Here is a 1,567-nt window from a genome sequence, read left to right on the forward strand (position 1 = left end):
CTTTGCCCACCCTCATATGGGGATTTGCGAGTCAAGGCCTTTCGGTTGGCTTGAGTGAGTTTGGCGCGGTGCGAGGGCGGCGCGCGGAGCCATGCGCAGCGCAGCGCGACGACCGTATTCCGGGCGAGGATTGGCTTCCGAAGATTTATGCAGCTCACTGCATCACCTCATATCCGGTCGGACTGGTGTGGTCCGGACCCACGTTCCGCATGCTTGCGGCGAGGAAGCCTTGAGGATGAGACCCATCTACAAACCGGCTGTTTGTTCGGCCCAAGGGTGGCACGGTCATCATCCATCCCGCGCGGACTGCGGCAAGCGCAGCGCCGGTGGGGTGGTTCGGTTCTATGCCTTCATCGTCGCCCCCGCAGGTACGAGCCCAGTGGTGAGGTAGCGCCACAGCGCCACGATCAGCTTGCGCGCCAGCGCGACGATGGCGATGCGCCTGGCCCGCTTGCCGGCATTGGCGGTGCGGGTGCGGAACCAGCCGCTGAGTTCGCTGTCGGGCTGATGCCGCAGCCAGAGCCAGGCGAGCTCGATCGCCTTGACGCGGGCACGCGGATTGCCTGCCTTGCTGATGCCCTGCTCGCGATCGATGCCGCCGCTTTGCCACGGACTGGGCGCCAATCCGACGTAGCTGCCGACCTGACGGCGGTTGTGGAAGTCCTTGTAGAAGACCTCGTGGGTCAGCGTGGTGGAGAGAGCCGGACCGAGGGCCTTGAGCCGCTCCAGCCGATCCTGCCGTTCGACCGTCTGCTCGGGAACGGCACAGGCTCGCGTCGCCTGGGCCTGCTCCAGCGCGGCGAGTTGCTTGCGGACCAGCATCAGGCGAGCATGTTCGCGCGTCACTTCGGCCAGAAGATGCGGCGACAGAGGCTGCCCTTGCCAATCGCGCTGCTTCGCCAGCCAGTCCAGCCAATTGCCTCGACGCGGGGAGCCGACCGCGATGCCCGCCAGCCGCAGCAGCGCCTTGATCCGATTGGTATGGGCCGTCTGTTCCTTGACCAGCCGATCGCGTTCGCGGCTGGAACGCCTGGCGTCTTCCTGCGCCACGCTCGGCACCCGTACGATCCGGACCACCCGCGGCTCCCCGCGCAAGTGGGCCATCAACGTCCGCAGTAGAAGCTCGCCGTCGATCCGGTCCGTCTTGGTCCGCCGCGATCGCTGCTCCACCGCAATGCTCGCCGGATCGAACACGAAGTTCATAATCCCGGCGGCCTCCAGCAGACGATGCAGCCAGAAGCCGTCGTAGCCGGCCTCGTAGCAGCTCACCACGCGCGGCATAGATCCGAGCTTATCCGCCGCCCGCTTGCGGACCTTCTCGATCAGCTCCAGCAGCCCGGCATGATCGCCGCCCTCCAGCTTGTGGCGAGACATCCGATCGCGATCCGGACTGTGCAGCGTCACCAGCCATGTCTTCTGGCTGAGTTCGACCGCAACGAAAATTGTGCCATTATGGCCGGCGGTGGGCGTGGCTGTCGTCGATGCTTGCATCTGACTCTCCGTGGGTTCGAGTGTGGAAACCCAAACCTATCGGAAAGGCCACGCTCACCGCCCATGGAATCTACGA

1 protein-coding gene is annotated in these 1,567 nt (G+C 65.3%); it reads right to left on the minus strand.

The annotated features are described in order from the left end of the window. Positions 1-342: 342 nt before the first annotated feature. Entirely contained in the window at positions 343-1,491 is a 1,149-nt protein-coding gene (locus tag JQ566_RS34415; protein ID WP_212380680.1) for an IS110 family RNA-guided transposase, read from the minus strand. Positions 1,492-1,567 lie beyond the last annotated feature (76 nt).

Source organism: Bradyrhizobium sp. SZCCT0231, assembly GCF_018130245.1.
Lineage (GTDB): Bacteria > Pseudomonadota > Alphaproteobacteria > Rhizobiales > Xanthobacteraceae > Bradyrhizobium > Bradyrhizobium japonicum_F.